Origin of the sequence: Bacillus sp. T33-2, assembly GCF_002860205.1 — a bacterium.
Classification (GTDB): domain Bacteria; phylum Bacillota; class Bacilli; order Bacillales; family Cytobacillaceae; genus T33-2.
The window spans coordinates 165,664-181,892 of the sequence record NZ_PGVB01000002.1 but is presented as its reverse complement, the minus strand read 5'-3'; the positions used below and the strand labels follow the sequence as shown (position 1 = coordinate 181,892).

Sequence of the window (16,229 nt, the reverse complement as noted above, 5' to 3'; positions counted from 1 at the left end):
TAGCAATCCGTATTTTGCTATTTTTTCTTTGTAAACGAACGTTTATTCGATAGAATAGATGTATGAGGTGAGAAAGTTGAAGGTACGGAAAACGATACAGGAAATTCTTGCAGAGCTCAAACAGGCTGATGAATTTAGCGATAATATTGTAAATTGGCATACGATTGAAGAGCGGGAGGCCAAGACCGCTGAATTGCCGGAATCGATTGATCTCTCTTTAAAGAATGCTTTGCAGGAGAGAGGTATTACCCGGCTTTACACCCATCAAAAGTCTTCGTACGACAATATTATGAATGGACAGAGCATTGTTGCTGTTACCCCGACAGCATCGGGGAAAACGCTTTGCTACAACCTGCCGGTCATCCAGACGATCATCAATGACCCTAATGCCCGGGCATTGTACATGTTTCCGACCAAAGCACTTGCCCAGGACCAGAAGAGTGAAATCAATGAGCTGATCCAGGCAGCGGACTTAAACATTAACAGTTATACATATGACGGTGACACTCCTTCGAATATCCGGCAAAAAGTGCGCAGGGCAGGCCATATTGCCATCACTAACCCAGACATGCTCCATTCAGCCATACTCCCCCACCATACGAAGTGGGTCTCACTATTTGAGAACTTGAAGTTTATCGTTATTGATGAATTGCACATATACAGGGGAGTGTTTGGCAGCCATGTCGCAAATGTCATCAGAAGGCTGAGGAGGATTTGCCGGTATTACGGAAGCGACCCGGTGTTCATTTGCACTTCCGCCACGATTGCAAATCCGCTTGAGCTGGCAGAAGGCCTTACTGAAAAACAAATGATTTTGATCGATAATAACGGAGCCCCATCAGGGAGAAAGCACTTTGTTTTTTACAATCCTCCCATCGTAAATAAACCGCTCAACATCAGAAGGAGCGCCACGCTTGAAACCCGGCGGCTCGCCGGAGAGTTTTTGAAAAGCAAAATCCAGACGATTGTATTCGCCCGCAGCAGGGTCAGGGTTGAAATCTTATTGACTTACCTGCAGGAGCTTGTAAAACACAAATTGGGGCCAAAAACGATAAGAGGCTACCGGGGCGGTTATCTTCCTACCGAGCGGAGGGAAATTGAAAAAGGGCTCCGTTCAGGTGACATTTATGGAGTGGTGAGCACGAACGCATTGGAGCTTGGTGTCGATATCGGGCAGCTCCAGGTCTGTATCATGAACGGATATCCAGGCACGATCGCAAGCGCCTGGCAGCAGGCCGGACGGGCGGGGAGAAGGCACGGGGAATCACTTGTCATCATGGTCGCCAGCTCCAGTCCTCTCGACCAGTATGTCATCCAGCACCCGGATTATTTTTTTAACAGAAGCCCTGAAACGGCCAGGATTAATCCTGACAATCTGATTATTTTGATTGACCATATAAAATGTGCCGCATATGAACTTCCTTTTAAACTGGGAGAGCAGTTCGGCAGTGCAGAAACAGAGGAAATTCTTGAATATCTGACAGAAGAACGGATCCTCCACCAGAACGGCGACAAATGGTACTGGATGAACGACGCCTTTCCAGCCCATAACATCAGCTTAAGATCCGCTTCTCAGGAAAATGTCGTTATCATCGATCAAACCGATATAGCGAACGTTCGTGTAATCGGGGAAATGGACCGGTTTTCCGCTATGACCCTTTTGCATGAGGAAGCGATCTACCTTCACCAGGGAATACAATTCCAGGTTGAGAAGCTGGACTGGGAGGAAAAAAAGGCATTTGTCCGGGAGGTGGACGTAGATTATTTTACTGATGCCAATCTCGCTGTCAGCCTGGATGTGCTTGAAATCGACAAACATAGAGCGGTATTAGACACTGAAATCGGGTATGGGGATGTCAGCGTCCGCGCTATGGCGACCATATTTAAAAAAATAAAATTCGATACCCACGAGAATATTGGTTCCGGGCCGATTAGCCTTCCTGAAGAAGAGCTGCATACCAATTCTACCTGGGTGTCGTTGAATAAAGAGATGACAGGTTTTGGCGGTGAGAGGATTGAGCAGGGCCTCATAGGGACGTCACAAGCATTGAAGCATATCGCTCCGTTGTTTGTGATGTGCGACCCCCAGGATGTCCATGTGGTGCCGCAGGTAAAAGCGTCCCACAATGAGAAACCGACGATTTTCTTTTATGACCGCTATCCTGGCGGAGTTGGTTTAAGCGAGAAGATATATTCAGGCATGGAAGAAATCCTGAAGAAAACCAAACAGATGGTGGGAGGATGCAAGTGTGCTGCAGGCTGCCCATCATGCATTGGCACGGATGCCAGTTCGGAAAATGCGAAGGCAGATGTTTTAAAAATCCTAGATTTGTTCATTAAGACAGCAGTTTCGTAAGAAAAAGGGGAGAACCGGAAATGTCCTTGAAAAATAAACTTAACCGCATGAAGCCTCATCTGTCGGGCGTGCATAAGAAGCAGGATACCCCGCCGGAAATTCAACAGGTTTTGGGCAACCAGGAAATTCCATATATGGAGATGTGGAAAGAGGAGAACGTCTCCCCGTTTTATTTTGATGGTAACTATTGTCTCGTCCGGGAAGTCTCATATCCGTTAGGGAACCGTCATGGAAACTATCTTTTTTCGGATTTCTGCCGGGCGGTGTCAAGGTGGATCGAAGAACCCTTCGCGCATCCTTTATCTGCGGCCGGGCATCAACCTTCTGACCTTGTCTTTTTTGATACTGAAACAACCGGGCTGGGAGGCGGAGCAGGCAACACAATTTTTCTCCTCGGCCATGCCTCAGTCTCTGATAATGAAGTAAGACTGAAGCAGCATATATTGCCTTATCCCGGCGCTGAGGTTGCCCTTTATCAGAGCTTCCTTTCAAACGTCGATTACACAACCCTTGTCACATACAATGGCAAGGCTTTTGACTGGCCGCAGGTCAAGACGAGGCATACCCTTGTCAGGGACCATGTGCCAAAGCTGCCCTCTTTCGGCCATTTTGATTTGTATCATGGGTCCAGGAGGATGTGGAAGCATCGGGTAGAGAAGATGAAATTAAGCATTGTTGAAAAAGAGATTCTTGGATTTGAACGAAAAGATGATATACCGGGATTTCTTGCCCCGATGATTTATTTTGATTTTCTCGAAAGGAAGAATCCAGAAGGCCTGCTTGGTGTCATTAAACATAACGAACATGACATTCTTTCCTTAATCACCTTGTACACCCATCTCTCATTCCAGCTGTTAGGGATGGATGAACACCAAACGGGCAGGGAAATATTTGAAGCCGGTAGGTGGTTCTCCCACGTTGGGGAGATGTCCAGGGCAACCGAAACATTCCTCTCCATATCTGATGGAGATACCGCAGAATCGATAGCTGCCAGGCATGCTCTCGCGTTTGTCCATAAAAAGAACAAACAATGGGAAGATGCTGCAGCACTATGGATGCAGACGGCTGAATCGTGTGACACGTCAATTCAGAAAGAAGCGTGCATTGAGCTGGCCAAGCATTTTGAACACCGTAAGAAAAACTACGAGGCAGCACTTGCTTATTGCCGGAAAGCAAAATCTGCGTATCTGTCGGATGGGCAAGACAAGGGGCAAGCGCCCAACATTTTTATGAGTGAGTTAGACAGGAGAATCGCCCGCCTATTAAAGAAAATCAGCCGAAACAGCGAGCCTTCATGAGAAGAATGAAGCGAAGTCCAACAATCATATTGCTTGTCGACAACATTCCAGAAAATGTAACAAAAAAGTAATGATTTTTAATGCTGAATTTTGTATTTTTCTGTTGTTTGCCCACGTCTTAACGGGTAAAATGTTAAATTGTATGGATTAAAATTATTAAGGGATGGTTTGTATGTATAAAGCGGTATTAGTTATGTTTTTTGTAGTGCTTTGTCTGACGGCCTTCATTTTTTCCACGATGAAAGACAGCCTTTATACTTTCCTTTAAGACATCGTGCAAAGGTTTGCTTGTACTTTTGCCTTAAAATAGGTATTTTCATTAGTACAAGATTCTTCCTCTCTTCATAGGCTGATAATGTAAATAATAAGTCTGGAGGAAAGGAGTTTTAATAATGTTCTGTAGACCAACTAACATTTTGCCTGCTGTAGTCCACCCGACAAAATGTTGTGTTAATCATAGTTATGCGAACAACATAGTTCCGCATATCCATCCTTCGCACACAACAAATGTACTGCACACCAATTATGACAATATTCATTATTTCCCGCACACTCAGTCGACGGTAGCTACTCCACCTACTAGCCAGAATTACTATGGCGGACCAGGGCCAGGGCCGTTTGGGCCAGGGTTTAGGCCTAGACCGCGGCCGTTCTTCGGAAGATAGCTGATTTGTTCAAGGGCTTTTTTAGCCCTTGTTTTTAATTGGGCATTTATATCACTTTTTGCCGGATAAAATATTCAGGTAAGGGTTAATAATTGCTGTACAGAGGAATAAATTTTTATGTATTTATGCAAGAGAATCAGGAGGCGTCATGTTACTTGGTTAAAGTTGCGGCTGTTTCGGGCTATAAACCATTTGAATTAGGCATATTCAAGCCAAACCACCCTGCAATAAAATACATAAAGGCAGCGTTGCGCAGGCAACTTGAAGCCCTGATTGAAGCCGGCCTTGAATGGGTGATGATCAGCGGCCAGCTCGGTGTTGAGCTGTGGGCTGCCGAAACTGTTTTCGAGTTGCAGGAGCAATATCCGGAACTGAAGCTGTCTGTGATCACCCCGTTCTTGAATCAGGAAGAGACATGGAATGAAAGCAACAAGGAATGGTATGAATCTATTATTGCCCAGGCCGACCACGTTGATTCAGTATCAAGAAAGCCTTACGAAAAACCGTGGCAGTTCCGGTTGAAAAACCAATTTTTTGTAGAGAAAAGCGATTGCATGCTCCTTTTTTATGACACGGAAAAGGAAGGGAGCCCGAAATTTCTGTATGAGACGGCAAGGAAGTATCAGGAGTCTAATCCATATGAAATCATGCAGATCACTTTTTACGATTTGCAATTGATTGTCGAAGAAGAGAACAACAGCCAGAACGGATTTTAATTGAAAACAGAAAGAAAAATTGACAAAATCGCTTATTTTTGAAAAAATATAATGTATGATTGGGGATTATCGAGGTGAGTGTAATGCTGTCCGATAAAATTAAGCTAACAGCAAAAGATATTTTGGAAAAAGAATTTAAATCAGGAATGCGCGGCTACAAGCCGGAAGATGTGGATAAGTTTCTCGATGTGATCATCAAGGATTATGAGGCCTTCCACCAGGAAATTGAAGACCTTCAGCAAGAGAATCTCCGCTTGAGAAAGCAGCTTGAGGAATCATCCCGCCGGCCAAGCACACAAGCTGCCGGGACTACAAATTTTGACATCCTGAAAAGGCTGTCCAATCTTGAGAAGCACGTTTTCGGAAGTAAGCTTTACGATTAACCAGAACATGGAGAATTTGTAAGTTGAATTCCATTGCTATTTTGTTTGAGATTACATATAATGATTCATGTAGTCGTTAATAGCGTTCGGGTAATCGCTGCAGCTTGCTGCAGAGGAAAGTCCATGCTCGCACGGGCTGAGATGCCCGTAGTGTTCGTGCCTAGCCAATCCATAAGCTAGGGCAGCCGGATCTTCCGGTTGACGGCAGGGAAAATGCCTAAGTCCTTTCCGGATATGGCATGAATACCTTGAAAGTGCCACAGTGACGTAGCCTTCCCAGAAATGGGAAGGGTGGAACGAGGTAAACCCCGCGAGTGAGAAACCCAAATAATGGTAGGGGCACCTTCCTGGAGGAACTGAACAAAGGGAAGGACAGGTCATCCGGCCTGTAGATAGATGATTACCGCCGGAGTGCGAGACGAGCAGTCGATTGCAGTACGATGGTACAGAACATGGCTTACAGAACGTTATTAATGCAATATTGTATGAGTGATTAAAAGCTCTCCTTTCTTCAGGAGAGCTTTTGTTATATATAAGACTATTGGTAATATTTCCTTCGAATCGATTAAATTGATATCTGGTTTTAACGGAAAATTTGATTGGAAATGGGAATTATAAAAAGAAAATGTGCTACATATTCGATAATCACAGAAGAACAAGGGTGAACTTATGAAAAACTTGGAGATCATCGCGACATCGGCAATGGGGCTTGAAGCGGTCGTGGCAAAAGAGGTACGGGCGCTTGGGTATGAGTGTGAGGTGGAGAACGGCAGGATTACATATAAAGGGGACGAGCTTGCCGTGGCAAGAAGCAATCTATGGCTCAGGACCGCGGACAGGATCAAGATCAAAGTCGGTGAATTTAAGGGATATACGTTTGACGAATTGTTTGAGAAAACAAAAGCGTTGCCATGGGAGCAATTTATCCCTGAGGATGCGGAATTCCCTGTCATCGGAAAGTCTGTGAAGTCCAAGCTATTCAGTGTATCGGATTCTCAGGCGATTGTTAAGAAGGCGATTGTGGACAGGCTGGCACGGCATTACAAAAGAACGGCACGGTTTGAGGAGACGGGAGCGATGTTCCGGATCGAGGTCGCATTGCTGAAGGACGTTGCGACACTTACGATAGACGCGACCGGGAGCGGCCTTCATAAAAGAGGGTACCGTACTGGTCAAGGCGAGGCCCCGCTGAAGGAAACATTGGCAGCTGCCCTTGTCCTGCTGACCAATTGGACACCTGACCGTCCTTTTGCCGATCCGTTCTGCGGCTCGGGAACGATCCCCATTGAGGCAGCGCTGATCGGGCAAAATATTGCCCCCGGATTTAACAGAGACTTCGTTTCAGAAAGCTGGAACTGGATGCCTGAGACAGTTTGGGAACAGGCGAGGAATGAGGCCGAGGATTTGGCCAACTACGACCAGCCGTTGAACATTACCGGATCAGATATCGACCATCGTATGGTTAAAATTGCTGAAGAAAACGCGTTCGAGGCTGGCTTGGGAGATCTTGTGTCATTTAAGCAGATGCGCGTCCAGGATTTTACGACCCGGGAGGAATACGGGGTCCTGGTCAGCAACCCTCCATACGGTGAGCGCCTAGGTGAAAAGAATACAGTAGAACAGATGTACAGGGAGATCGGGCGTGTTCTTTCCCCGCTTGAAACCTGGTCCATCTACATCTTGACTTCAAATGAACAGTTCGAGCAGTTTTTCGGCAAGCCCGCCACAAAAAAAAGGAAGCTGTTTAATGGCTTCATCCGGACTGATTTTTACCAGTATTGGGGTAAAAGGCCTCCAAGGATAACCGAATAAGCTGCAATTCATGAGGACGCACCCTTGGGAAGGTGCGCCTTTTTTTCGTTATGAATAAAATTTGCGGGGCAATCCGAAACTAATAACAAATGAAGGAGGCAGAAAGCATGGGGAAATGGAATGAGCAAGCCGCGGCAAACAATAATCTTCGCGCAGAAACGATTCGTACATCAAATATTGTAGGTGACAACCATGCAGCAAGCCATGAATTTTCCGAGGAGCTTTCCGATGGCGGGGAACGCGACGAGGCCATCAAAAAACAGTTAAAAAGACGGCAGCCGGGCTTAGGCTAACATAAAGGCATGACGTAATGGGAGAATATTGAAGGCGATATCCGAATACAAATCATATATCTGTTTTGGAATGGGGGAATGACAATGAATCATCCTAATGTTGATTTCAACAGGATTTCAAAAGCTCTTGCACAAAGCAAGGAGGCGTTGAAGCAGGAATTGCAGCCCGGAGAGCCTGCGTTACATAGACTCAGAGCCGCAGAAAAAGACTTCCGTCAGGCATTGTCATTTAAGCTGTCATCATGCGCAAGGTGACACACAAAGAAAATGAGCAGCTTACGGTGAAAGACCTGGCGACAGAAGAAGATTAATGTCCTTATAAATCCGCAAGGTTCTCCCCTTGCGGATTAGTTTATTTTTGTGGTTGGTCCGAGTCTGCGCATTTAAAGCAATAAAGGGATCCATCTTTGTGGATTCCATTCAAGAACCCGTCAAAGCAAAATACCTCTTTTCCGCAGATTTTGCAATGGCCGACCAATTCATCCATGCAACATTCCCCCTCGGTGTTAAAGTTCGGGGTTGATCATCCAAACACCTTTTTGGATTAGGAATTTTTATCGAACCCGTGCATATGAATAAACACGCTTGCTTGCACTGCCAACCGTTTATTGCGCTCCTTTTTCAGAAAAGTATGATAAGATAAGATGTAGCAAAGTAATAGGGGGAAGAAAATTGACTGACATAAAAAAGATGGAACAGGAATTTTTAGCTTACGTAAAAAAGATGACGGCGTACAATGAAGCGTTGGGCCTAATATATTGGGATTTACGGACCGGGGCGCCAAAACAGGGAATCGACCAGCGTTCGGAAGTCATTGGAGTCCTGTCTGCAGATCTATTCAATATGTCCACTTCAGAGGAAATGGCAGCATACATAGCAAAGCTTTCAGATCGGCCAGAATTAGATGAATTGACAAGGAAGACTTTGGAAGAGTGCAAAAAGGAATACGACCGCAACAAAAAAATCCCCGCTGAAGAATACAGGGAGTATGTCATCATGCAATCAAAGGCAGAAAGCGTATGGGAGGAAGCCAAAGCAGGCTCCGACTTTGAATTGTTCAGGCCATATCTTGAAAAGCTGGTCGAAAAGAACAAACAATTTATTAAGTACTGGGGTTATGAAGGCAATAAATATAATACACTGCTTGATATGTACGAACCCGGGATTACAGTAGAGATCCTTGACAGGGTTTTCGGGGAACTTCGCGAAAAAATCGTCCCTCTCGTAAAACAAATCTCTGCATCGCAGCATAAACCAGAGACTGCCTTTTTGTTTCAATCATTTCCGAAAGAGCAACAACGCGGATTCAGCCTGGCAATACTGAAAAAAATGGGTTACAACTTCGACGCCGGACGGCTTGATGAAACAGTTCACCCGTTCGCAATCGGAATCAATCCCGGTGATGTCAGGGTCACCACAAAATACGATGAACACGACTTCCGGACCGCCGTGTTTGGAACGATTCACGAAGGCGGACATGCCCTCTATGAGCAGAACATTTCGAAAGAGCTTATCGGGACTATTCTATGTACGGGCACATCAATGGGCATCCACGAATCCCAGTCATTGTTCTATGAAAATTTCGTGGGAAGGAATTATTCCTTCTGGAAGAATAATTATGAGCTGTTGAAGAAATACTCAAACGGTCAGTTCGACGACGTAAGCATCGATGGTTTTTATCGTGCTATCAATGAATCCAAGCCCTCGCTCATCAGGATTGAGGCTGACGAGCTGACATATCCATTGCATATCATGGTCCGCTATGAAATTGAAAAGGGCCTGTTCAATGATGAAATTGAAGTAAAGGATTTGCCTCGCGTCTGGAATGAAAAATATGAGCAGTATCTTGGTGTGCGGCCGGACAATGATGCAGCAGGTGTCCTCCAGGACGTCCACTGGTCAGGCGGAAGCTTTGGGTATTTCCCATCCTATGCACTTGGCTATATGTACGCGGCACAAATAAAGAATGCCATGCTGAAGGACCTGCCTGATTTTGATGCTTTTATGGAAGCAGGCAATCTTTTGCCAGTGAAAGAATGGCTTAATGAGAAAATACACAGGTTCGGAAAGATGAAAAAGCCGCTTGAAATCCTCCAGGATGTAACAGGTGAGGGGCTTAACGCCGGTTACCTTATCGATTATCTATACGACAAGTACAACAAAGTTTATCAGTTGTCATAGCAGCCGGATGGCAGCAAGTCTGCCATCCTTTTTAGTGGAGGAGCATATGAAAAAAGCATTGCCTGGTTCGATGATTGTTATAGGTGCTGTTTTGTGGGGGCTGATCGGTATTTTTGTTAAGGGGCTTGCCGAGGCTGGCTTAACAGAAATGGAAATCGTCACCCTCAGGGTGGCTGTGGCCACAGCCATTTTAACTGTGGCTGGAGTTCTTTTTTACCAGCGGGAAATGAAAATAAAACCCGGTGATATTTATCTGTTTGTGGGCACGGGTTTATTAAGTGTTGTCTTTTTTAACTGGTGCTATTTTACGGCCATCAACGAAATGAATATATCCGTTGCGGTGGCACTGCTTTATACGGCACCAGCAATTGTGGCTATATTGTCAAGCCTGTTTCTGGGTGAGGCAATGAGTATGAGGAAAGCCGCTGCAGCGGTTGTGACTGTCGCCGGCTGTGCACTCATTGCCGGGGTGAACGTTGGCGCAGGAGCCGGCTTCACATGGCTTGATCTCCTGACCGGCGTTGGAGCCGGGCTTGGTTACGCCCTATACAGTATCTTTGGGAAGGTCGCTCTACAGAAGTATCACCCATTTACTGTCACTTTTTATACCTTTTTGGTTGCCACGGTTTTTTTATTGCCAGTGACAGGCCTTTGGGAGAAAGGTCCAAACATTCTTGAAAGCGGGACAGTAATGCTTTCTCTAGGTCTTGGGCTCGTCCCTACTGTGCTTGCTTACTTTGTTTACTCATGGGGGTTAGAAAAGGTTGAGAGCAGCCGTGCTGCTGTTATGGCATCAATTGAACCGATTGCTGCTACATTGCTTGGAGTGCTCATATTTCATGAAAAAATCACTTACATACAGCTATTGGGGACGTTCTTAATTATCGGGTCTGTTTTCATTGTGAATATGCCGCCTGCGAAACGATTTAAGGATACCGCGGCGGACAGCCGGCAGCAAAGTAAAAGCGCACCGCAATAAAGCGGAGCGCTTTGTTTGTTTTCATTAAAAGAACTTATAGCCCTTTGAGCCTACAGGTGCATTCTGGATCATGTCGATAAATGGAATCGTGTAGGCAAACAGGATCAACAGGACAGTAATGCCAAGCCAAAGTTTCCAGTTTTCAAATACAATTGGAGCTCTTTCTTGCGGCTGGGCTGCTTCGCCAACGGGGAATTCCTGCTCGCCTTTTGGTGCAAAGAATGCCAGATTGATGAAGATGTACAACATTAATATGATAGACAGGAACAGGATCGATCCCCCGACAGCCTGGGCAATTTGATACGGAATCCATTCAGCAGCCTGGGCTGCACCACCGTATTCAGAAAACGCTGACCGCCGCGGTGCGCCAAGGAGTCCTGCTGCATGCATTGCACCGGACATGAATGTCATCCCGATTGCCCAGAGCACACCCTGGATAATGGCCAGTTTATTGATCGCTTTCGTTAATTTGCGTCCAGTCAAGTGAGGGACCAGCCAGAATGAAACTCCAAAGAACGTTAACAGGACAGCAGTTGCAACAGTCAAGTGGAAATGCCCTGTAACCCAAATGGTATTGTGGACCACCTGGTTCATCTGGTGGGAGGCGTTAATGATACCACCTGCGCCAGCCGGGATGAATGCAAGCATCCCAATAAATGGCACAATGAACCGAGCATCCCCCCATGGCAGCAGTTTCACCCAGCCAAATACGCCCCTTGATCCTTTTGACCGCCCGAATGACTCAAATGTTGCAAACAGTGAAAATGCAGTCATCAAGGAAGGGATAATGACCATGAAAGTCAAGATTACCTGCAGGAACTTCCAAGCCGGGTCAATTCCCGGTTCCATCAATTGGTGGTGAAACCCGACAGGAATGGAGAACAGCAGGAATAATATAAACGACAAGCGAGCCAGTGAGTCTGAAAAGATTTTGCCGCCGATGACCTTTGGAATGACGACATACCATGCCATGTAAGCTGGCAGCAGCCAGAAATACACGAGCGGATGGCCGAAGTACCAGAAAAGTGTCCGGCTGATCAATACGTTCACTGTGTCCACCAAACCGAGTGACCAAGGAAGCAGCTGGAATAACACTGTAGCAGCCACTCCGATTGTCGCCACGACCCATAGCAATGTATTGACAAGCGCCATGAATGTCAGAAGCGGGCTTGGCTTTCCGGGGTTTGTCCTTCTCCATCTCGCATAGGCCAGGATAATGGCGGCGCCGTCAATCCAGCTTCCCACGATGACGAGCGTAAGTCCCAAATAATAAAGGGCATGTGCCTGAAGGGGCGCATAAAAAGTATATAGGACCGATGCTTCATTCAATAGGATCATGACCGCAGCCATGACAGTACCGACAGTCATGATCCAGAACCCGGCCCAGCCTGTTATCCGCTGTTTATTTGTCAAGGTCCCGGATGTCTTGCTCACAACTGAAAGTTGAAATCCCATAATAAAGAAAGTAGTCAAAACAAGTCCCAGCACAACCCCGTGAACCGTAAGCACCTGGTAATATCCAATGCCCCAAGGCAATTCAAATTTTCCCGAACGTACCAGCACCTGCAACAGGCCTGCAAGTCCGCCGACAGCAAGCGCGATGAATGCCACGTAAAAGTGTGCCATTGCCAGCCTGCCGTCGCGGCGGTCGACAACTGAATTTGTTTTCGTGCTAACCATTATTCCACCACCTTTAGCTTGGAGCTCATCATATGGTGCCCCGTGCCGCAATATTCGTTACAAAGAATCAAATATTCTCCGGCTTTGTCGAACGTAGTGACATATTCACTGATATAGCCGGGTTCGAGCATCATATTGATGTTTGTACCAGCGACTTCAAATCCGTGGATAACGTCTTTGGTCGTCGCAATCACTTTTACCTTGGCACCTAACGGAACTTCAACCTCTAACGGATTATATGAAAACGCGGAGGCAACAAACACGAGCTCATACTCCCAGTCTTTTCCTTCAACTTTTTTCAGGCCAGGCTCATTGAAAGGCGCCTGCGTATCAACCTTTTCCGGATCGACTGTAGCAAGGCAGCTTGGCGGCTGGTTCCCCAGGTGAAAAGCGCTTACCCCGATCGTGGTCAAGAAAACGAGCAGTGTGCCAACGCCGAAAATCAGCCATATTTTTTCAAATTTATGAATATGCATAGTTTCTTCCATCCCCCTTAATTCACGTTTAGAACCGGTCTAGAAACAAAAAGTAAACGCCTACCCAAGTAGCAATCAGGAAAAATCCCAACAAGAAAACGGAAGCCAGGGTGCCTTTCAAAGTAGAGTTGTCTTCAGTTTTGACAATGTTTTTTTTCTGGAGGCCAGGCTGAGCCATTCCTTCCACTCCCTTCAGATAATTGAAAAAATTAATAAGTACATTTTCATAATACAAGACAAATGTAAAACTTCCATATGTTTACGGCAGTTCACAAATTGTTCATTCCTTACGTATTTACTATGTTAATGTTGGAAAGTTGATATTACAGTGATTTAAGTCACATCAACCAGGGGGCAAATGTGAATAAAATGTGAAGCTTCAATTGTCAAATAGTGAACAAAAAGGGTTTGGCAGCCACCGGGTGTGACGAAACGGTCGTGACAAAAAGCAAAAGTGCCTGTTACCAGACTTGAAGCATGAATGTATAAATTTACCGTTTTATGTAAAAAAATAGTGATAGTAAAAATACTGTATAAGGGCAGGGATGATGAAAGTGTCGGAATTAGATGGATTAGTGAAAGGGCTTATGGAGAGAATTGACCAGGAATATGAAAAAGTTGCATCTTTGCAAAGTGAATACCGGAGTCTGTACGACCAACAAGCTCAAGAGCTTGAACAGGCTGCACAAAGGCTTTTGCCGGTAATGACTTACATAAAAAACAATGGATACAGGTTTAACGACAAACTTAGTAATACCTTCAGCAATATGGGCCCTGTTTTTCGGTATGAACCGGGGACGAATACATTATTTATCTATCATATCGACCATCAAACCCCGGCAGCGATCAATTTAACGAACCAGCAGGTCACTTTATTCAGCTATTTAGATTTATTGGGCGTGGTCGATTTTGAAACAGCAATGAAAAGCCTCTTGTTGACGCTTACGTACCACGAAGAACTGCAGAAGGATTATCAGGAGGGAATTGACAGGCTCGAAAGTCAATTAAAACAGTTTCCGGGAAATATAGTTTGAACAGGCTGTGACACGGTAGTTGTTTTAATTTAAATGAGCACTCATTTTACTTGCGGGAAAAATACTGCCCTGGATGTGTAACCATTTATGATGTCGAAAAATAGAATGTGATAAATGGGTAAAATCAGGGAAGGGAAAGGCCATGCAAAAATATTATTGCGAGCACTGCAGGCTTTTGTATGATGAAATCAGGTTATGCAACGAATGCGGTGTGCTTGCTGCACAGAAAATCTGGATTGAAGTGCAAAAGCAGCCAAAGTCCAAATAATGGCTACACTTTCAATTGGTAAACATTTAATAATGTATAAAAAGAAATGAATCAACTATAATGAAAGAGCACAACAACTCCTTCAAAACGTAAGGCCTTCCTACAATGTGGGAGGGTCCTTTTTTATATTGAATAAGTAAAATATTAGGTGGATTTCTATTAAAATACAGTTTGAGGGAATATAACAGAATGTACCAGGAATATATCACTCTTACCGGTATAAAATCCCAAGTTACCGTCATTAAATGGGAACTTACCGGGTAAAAGGCTGTTTTCCGCACTGTTATTGGATGATAGCAGCCATATTTTGTTTCATTGAATACTCTTCGGGTAAATGGAAAAAGTAACCGTACAGAAAAGTGAGGAGAGTCGCACAATGTCCACTGTTATTTCACTAGCTGAAGCAGTTCCGCCCTACACTTTTGACCAGGACCTTGTCATGGATTTCACCGAGGAGCTTTTTTCAGATTCATTCAGTGATATTAAAAGATTATTGTCAGTTTTTCACAATGGGCAAATAAAAAAACGCCATTTTGCAAGGGACCTTGACTGGTTCAAGAAAGTCCGTACATTAGAAGAAAAGAACGATGCTTATATCGAATCGGCAGTTGAACTCGGTGCCCAGGCCATAAAAAAATGCCTTTCAGATGAGGCCTTCCTGCTTGAGCCTGTCCCATATGATGAAATAGACGCGATATTCACCATCTCAACCACTGGACTTGCAACTCCAAGCATTGATGCCCGCATCATGAACATCCTGCCGTTCTCACCGCATACTAAACGCATCCCCATCTGGGGCCTCGGTTGTGCCGGTGGTGCATCAGGATTATCAAGAGCACATGAATATTGCCTTGCCTATCCCGATGCCAAGGTCCTGGTCCTGTCAATTGAGCTTTGCAGCCTTACCTTCCAGAAAAATGACCTGTCAAAAAGCAATCTTATCGGTACATCCCTGTTCGCGGATGGGGTGGCATGTGCCTTATTATGCGGCCGGGATTCAGGTTTTGAAAAACTCCGCAGGCTGCCTGCTTCACCGGTAATCTTGGGGACGATGTCAACAACGATGCCTGATTCACTTGATGTGATGGGCTGGGATATCAAGAATGAAGGTCTGTATGTCATATTTTCAAAGAGTATCCCCTCAATCATTGAAAACTGGCTCAGGCCGAATGTGGAGGAGTTTCTGGCCTCGCACAATATGCACATAAATCAAATCGACCACTTTATCGCCCATCCCGGCGGCAAGAAAGTTCTTGACGCTTACGTTAAGTCCCTCGGCATTGCTCCGGAAATGACGGATATCCCTCTGGCTGTGCTAAACGATTATGGAAACATGTCTTCAGCAACCATCATGTACGTCTTAAAGCGTTTCCTGGAAAAAGCAGGGCATGGGGAAATAGGCCTTGCCGCTGCTTTAGGACCTGGCTTCAGTTCCGAACTGCTGCTGATGAGGTGGGAGTAGCATGGCGTTTTACATTTTTATAGGTTTCATTATATCTCAGAGGCTTGTGGAGCTCATTATTGCCAAAAGAAATGAAAGGTGGATGAAAAAGAACGGTGCGCTCGAGTTCGGAGCTGCCCACTATAAAGCTATCGTAGTTGTTCATGCGGCATTCTTCATCTCTTTTGCGGTGGAGCATTATTATTTTGAACGGGGGATTTCCGGATTTTGGCCCGTTCTTTTATTAATATTTCTTGCAACACAGGCATTGAGGACCTGGGCCCTGCTTTCGCTCGGCAGGTACTGGAACACGAAGATCATTGTCCTTCCGGGCGCTGAAATAGTGCGCAGAGGCCCATACCGTTTTATTCGACATCCCAATTATGTCATTGTTACCATCGAATTCATCATCATTCCGTTACTGTTCAATGCGTTTATCACGGCTGCAGTGTTCTCAATCATGAATTTGGTCATCCTTTCAATAAGGATTCCAGCCGAAGAAAAAGCCTTGAACGAATTGACCCGTTATGTAGCAGAATTCAAGGGCAGCGGGCGTTTTGTCCCGAATTTGTTAAATAAGTATGACAATTAACGGAGAGTAGTTGAAAATGAGAATCATTAATGTTAAACTCCATATGAAATGAAAT

The 16,229-nt window shown here is 45.2% G+C and carries 17 protein-coding genes and 1 other RNA gene; 15 read left to right on the top strand and 3 right to left on the bottom strand.

Going from position 1 to position 16,229, the window contains the following annotated elements:
• Nucleotides 1-76: 76 nt before the first annotated feature.
• From CVD19_RS01180 to CVD19_RS01135, 11 genes are all read left to right on the top strand, one after another.
• Nucleotides 77-2,356 carry a DEAD/DEAH box helicase gene (locus CVD19_RS01180; RefSeq protein ID WP_101580042.1) on the top strand — a complete coding sequence of 760 codons (2,280 nt, stop codon included), beginning with the start codon at nt 77-79 and terminating at the stop codon, nt 2,354-2,356.
• Nucleotides 2,357-2,376: 20 nt separating this feature from the next.
• Nucleotides 2,377-3,654 carry a ribonuclease H-like domain-containing protein gene (locus CVD19_RS01175; RefSeq protein ID WP_101580041.1) on the top strand — a complete coding sequence of 426 codons (1,278 nt, stop codon included), beginning with the start codon at nt 2,377-2,379 and terminating at the stop codon, nt 3,652-3,654.
• Between the two features lie 392 nt (nt 3,655-4,046).
• Nucleotides 4,047-4,319, top strand: a complete 273-nt coding sequence (locus tag CVD19_RS01170; RefSeq protein WP_101580040.1) for a CotD family spore coat protein — start codon at nt 4,047-4,049, stop codon at nt 4,317-4,319.
• Between the two features lie 155 nt (nt 4,320-4,474).
• Complete coding sequence (locus CVD19_RS01165; RefSeq protein ID WP_101580039.1) at nt 4,475-5,035, top strand: DUF1273 domain-containing protein; 561 nt, start codon at nt 4,475-4,477, stop codon at nt 5,033-5,035.
• 83 nt (nt 5,036-5,118) lie between these two features.
• Nucleotides 5,119-5,418, top strand: a complete 300-nt coding sequence (gene gpsB, locus CVD19_RS01160; protein WP_101580038.1) for a cell division regulator GpsB — start codon at nt 5,119-5,121, stop codon at nt 5,416-5,418.
• Between the two features lie 82 nt (nt 5,419-5,500).
• Nucleotides 5,501-5,883, top strand: an RNA gene (gene rnpB, locus CVD19_RS01155) — RNase P RNA component class B.
• Nucleotides 5,884-6,087: 204 nt separating this feature from the next.
• The gene (locus CVD19_RS01150; protein ID WP_101580037.1) at nt 6,088-7,230 is read left to right on the top strand and encodes a THUMP domain-containing class I SAM-dependent RNA methyltransferase; all 1,143 of its coding nucleotides are present in this window, start codon (nt 6,088-6,090) and stop codon (nt 7,228-7,230) included.
• Between the two features lie 107 nt (nt 7,231-7,337).
• Complete coding sequence (locus CVD19_RS01145) at nt 7,338-7,523, top strand: hypothetical protein (protein WP_101580036.1); 186 nt, start codon at nt 7,338-7,340, stop codon at nt 7,521-7,523.
• 84 nt (nt 7,524-7,607) lie between these two features.
• On the top strand, nt 7,608-7,778 hold the full coding sequence (locus tag CVD19_RS24465; RefSeq protein WP_180953468.1) for a hypothetical protein: 171 nt from the start codon (nt 7,608-7,610) through the stop codon (nt 7,776-7,778).
• A 435-nt stretch (nt 7,779-8,213) separates the two neighbouring features.
• On the top strand, nt 8,214-9,704 hold the full coding sequence (locus CVD19_RS01140) for a carboxypeptidase M32 (protein ID WP_101580273.1): 1,491 nt from the start codon (nt 8,214-8,216) through the stop codon (nt 9,702-9,704).
• 46 nt (nt 9,705-9,750) lie between these two features.
• On the top strand, nt 9,751-10,683 hold the full coding sequence (locus CVD19_RS01135) for a DMT family transporter (RefSeq protein ID WP_101580035.1): 933 nt from the start codon (nt 9,751-9,753) through the stop codon (nt 10,681-10,683).
• 24 nt (nt 10,684-10,707) lie between these two features.
• On the opposite strand, the gene CVD19_RS01130 is transcribed toward CVD19_RS01135, so the two are convergent.
• The 3 genes from CVD19_RS01130 to CVD19_RS01120 are packed head-to-tail and all read right to left on the bottom strand — an operon-like array spanning nt 10,708 to nt 13,017.
• Nucleotides 10,708-12,363 (bottom strand): b(o/a)3-type cytochrome-c oxidase subunit 1, encoded by a 1,656-nt coding sequence (locus CVD19_RS01130; RefSeq protein WP_101580034.1) that lies wholly within the window; start codon nt 12,361-12,363, stop codon nt 10,708-10,710.
• Entirely contained in the window at nt 12,363-12,839 is a 477-nt protein-coding gene (locus tag CVD19_RS01125) for a cytochrome c oxidase subunit II (RefSeq protein WP_101580033.1), read from the bottom strand. Before CVD19_RS01125 ends, CVD19_RS01130 begins: the two co-directional genes overlap by 1 nt.
• A 28-nt stretch (nt 12,840-12,867) precedes the next feature.
• A complete protein-coding gene (locus CVD19_RS01120) occupies nt 12,868-13,017 on the bottom strand; it encodes a cytochrome c oxidase subunit 2A (protein WP_101580032.1) in 150 nt (49 codons plus the stop codon).
• A gap of 376 nt (nt 13,018-13,393) precedes the next feature.
• Between CVD19_RS01120 and CVD19_RS01115 the strand changes: the two genes are divergently transcribed.
• From CVD19_RS01115 to CVD19_RS01105, 4 genes are all read left to right on the top strand, one after another.
• Nucleotides 13,394-13,873 (top strand): hypothetical protein, encoded by a 480-nt coding sequence (locus CVD19_RS01115; protein ID WP_142383493.1) that lies wholly within the window; start codon nt 13,394-13,396, stop codon nt 13,871-13,873.
• 142 nt (nt 13,874-14,015) lie between these two features.
• The gene (locus CVD19_RS25270) at nt 14,016-14,141 is read left to right on the top strand and encodes a hypothetical protein (protein ID WP_257984989.1); all 126 of its coding nucleotides are present in this window, start codon (nt 14,016-14,018) and stop codon (nt 14,139-14,141) included.
• Nucleotides 14,142-14,475: 334 nt separating this feature from the next.
• Nucleotides 14,476-15,603, top strand: a complete 1,128-nt coding sequence (locus CVD19_RS01110) for a type III polyketide synthase (protein ID WP_101580030.1) — start codon at nt 14,476-14,478, stop codon at nt 15,601-15,603.
• Nucleotide 15,604: 1 nt separating this feature from the next.
• Nucleotides 15,605-16,174, top strand: a complete 570-nt coding sequence (locus CVD19_RS01105) for an isoprenylcysteine carboxyl methyltransferase family protein (protein ID WP_101580029.1) — start codon at nt 15,605-15,607, stop codon at nt 16,172-16,174.
• The last annotated feature ends 55 nt before the right edge of the window (nt 16,175-16,229 follow it).